General features: G+C 35.9%; 2 protein-coding genes and 1 rRNA gene. All 3 read right to left on the minus strand.

Features of this window, described 5'->3' with window-relative positions; genetic code table 11:
- Positions 1 to 80: 80 nt before the first annotated feature.
- The 3 genes from T432_RS08715 to rrf all read right to left on the minus strand — a co-directional run bounded on the left by T432_RS08715 (position 81) and on the right by rrf (position 2,831).
- Entirely contained in the window at positions 81 to 197 is a 117-nt protein-coding gene (locus T432_RS08715; RefSeq protein ID WP_248646297.1) for a YadA-like family protein, read from the minus strand.
- 13 nt (positions 198 to 210) lie between these two features.
- Positions 211 to 2,505 carry a hypothetical protein gene (locus tag T432_RS08720; RefSeq protein ID WP_028884777.1) on the minus strand — a complete coding sequence of 765 codons (2,295 nt, stop codon included), beginning with the start codon at positions 2,503 to 2,505 and terminating at the stop codon, positions 211 to 213.
- 213 nt (positions 2,506 to 2,718) lie between these two features.
- Positions 2,719 to 2,831 (minus strand): 5S ribosomal RNA (gene rrf / locus T432_RS0107620).
- Positions 2,832 to 2,995: the final 164 nt, after the last annotated feature.

A 2,995-nucleotide genomic window follows, 5' to 3' on the forward strand; every position in this document is an offset into this window, starting at 1 on the left:
CATCAAAATCAAGTTATGGTGGACAAAAATAGCATAAAAAAAGGTGGGCCAAAACCCACCCCTTTGCTAATTAGAAAAAATTACCAAGTGTATCCAGCACCAACGCCGACACTGACATCTCCGCGACCATTGCCAGAGACATTTCCTTTCAGTACCCATTTTCCACTATCAGAAATAGTAGAAAATCCAAGCGCCACAGCTGATTGTCCCTTATGAGACCCCCCCCCCAATAGCAACCATATTCTGGCCTGGAGCGTAAGCTTGAGGAAGACTTGCAACAGCTACTGCATTTGCTGTGCCCGCATTCATTTCACCTCTGATTTCGTCAATATCCTTTTTGAGATCTTGTATCTCTCTTGTATTAGAAGCAATTAGGCCACTAAAGCCATCGACTTTTTGATTTAGATTGCTAATTGCTTCTGTATTAGTTTGGATATTTGCAGTGTTATTATCTATTTTTTGTGTTATGGCAGTAAGGTCAACTCCACCACCAGTTTTGATTGCAGCAATATCATCTATATTTTTTTGGATTGCAGCTTCTTGTACTGTAATTTTGGTATTTACGTCAGCTATGTTTTGACCATGAATAGCGATTTGATTACTGTTGTTAGTAATGCGAGTTTCATGGGCATCTAAGGCATCCTTATTTGCTTCAGCGGATTTTTTATTCTTTGCTATTTGTTCTTTATTGGAAGCAATGTTAGTTATATTTTGATCAACTTTAGTATTGGTATTTGCTATATCATCTTTGTTTTGTGTGATTTGATTTTGTAAATTCGTATTGCTCTCGGTTTGTTTTTTCTTAAGTTGTTCAATCTCATTTTTATTAGTCTGTATACCGCCTTCTGCTGTAGTCAAACGAGTATCCATACCTTCAACTTTATTAGTTAATGTGTTGACCTTACCGTCTAATTGGGTGACTTTATCATTAGTTTCAGTTATTTTTGTATTTACATCAGCTAATCCATTCGTAACAGTTTGATTTAGGTTAGTTATGTTTGTTTCAGCGGTACCTACTCTATCAGTCAGATTTGCGATATCAATTTCGTTTTTATTTGCTTTAGTTTCAACCGCACCAATCTTTTGAGTTAGCTCTGTTTTAGTGGATTCTATTTTTGCTGTGTTAGCCTGCACTTTTGGTTTAAGAGTGGCTAAATCAGTTTTATTTTGATTCACTGTATTTGTTAAATTTGTTATTGCTGATGTGTTTCCCTGAACCTTGGTAGTAAGAGTTCCTATATTGGTTTCATTTGCCGTAACCCTATTTCCTAATGCAGTGATATTGTTAGCATTAGTTGCTATATTAGCTGCGTTTTGTGTAATGTTAGCTGTATTTTCGTTTATAGCGGCAGTTTGAGCATTAACTACTGAAACAACAGTTTTGAGCTGTGCTACGTTAACTGCGTCTGAATTCTCTTTACCAGCTGCTAAATTAGTTATTTGTCGAGTTCCATTTTGATTACCAATGGAAAGTTCACCATATTTACCTTTAACTGTTTCTTTTACGTCTTTATTACTGCCTAAATAAACATCGCTAGGTTCAACTTTTGCACGACTTGTAAGGGAGTAAGCACCCAGGGCAACAGCTGATGTTATATCAGTTTGGTGATTTGAAGCACTATACCCAATTGCGACAGATTTATCTCCCATTGTATAACCTTCATGGCCTATTTTTACAGTGTACTGTCCTGACGCTACCGCAATAGTATCACCTATAAGTATGCTATTACTACTTAATATAATATTAGAGCGGCCAATAACAAGATTTGAATCTCCATAATTGGTAATATTTGAACCGATTAAAAATGAATTGCCTCCGGAGTTTGTTATGTGTGAGCCAAATGATAAAGTGTTAGCTGCATTAATCGTATTATTCCTTCCTAGAACTACAGAATTCTCAGCAGCATTATTTAATGTATTTTTATAGCCATAGACATAAGATGAATTAGCAAAAATATTGTTTTCTCTTCCTGTAGCATAGGAGTAAGTTACAGAACCATTAATTTGGTTTAAAAAACCAAAAGCGTATGAATTACTACCAAAAATTATATTTTGCTCACCAAATGCACCTGTATTATTTGCTGTTACCTGGTTACCTAAACCAAAGACCGATAAATAATTTCCATTTAGCTGATTGTAAAACCCAAGACCATATGACAAATCACCATTTACTTTGTTTAAATGTCCAAGAGAAACACTGTGATTACCGTTAGAAACATTTCCGTCTCCTATGGCTATAGTTCCTTCCCTAAGTGCTTCATTTTGAAAGCCAATAGCGATAGACTTATTTCCAGTTGATTTATTTAATGTACCAAAAGCTAATGAATTATCTTTGGTTGCTTTATTTTTAGAACCAATTGCAACTGCAGCTGAACCCGAAGCATCATTATTTGCTCCATCAGAATCAATAGCCACACCTGCTGAAGCTGTATTAAAAGCTACTAACAAAGACAAATAAACTGCGGCAACCACACCTCGAACAATAAAACCATTGGACGAAAACACTTTTGAACTCCCAAACCAATCAATCAAAATTAACAATTTTATACAACGCTTTTAAAATTTATGACATCTAGTAACATCTAATTAGTTTTTGTAATTTAATTGTATCATTTGTTACTTTTAAGCAACAAAAAAGCCCTCTGAGGAGATACCTTAGAGGGCTTTGAGTATATGGAGGGTTGTTATTATTTTTATAAGGGGTATAAGAATAAAAGAGCCTGACAATGACCTACTTTCACAGGTGTCCACCCACTATCATCGGCGCTAAGGTGTTTCACTGTCCTGTTCGGGATGGGAAGGAGTGGGGCCACCTTGCTATTGTCGTCAAGCTACAAACTGGTTATGGCTTTTTTTATCTTTAGCCATTTGGAAGAAGCACTACAAGGTGGGGTTGAGAGTCTTAGATTGCTATTATGTTTTTCTCTCTATATATTCTAATTTAAGCGACCCATAACACTGATAAAGTTATAGGATCAAGCCTCTCGGGCAATTA

Origin of the sequence: Taylorella asinigenitalis ATCC 700933 (genome assembly GCF_000687755.1) — a bacterium.
GTDB classification, from domain to species: domain Bacteria; phylum Pseudomonadota; class Gammaproteobacteria; order Burkholderiales; family Burkholderiaceae_B; genus Taylorella; species Taylorella asinigenitalis.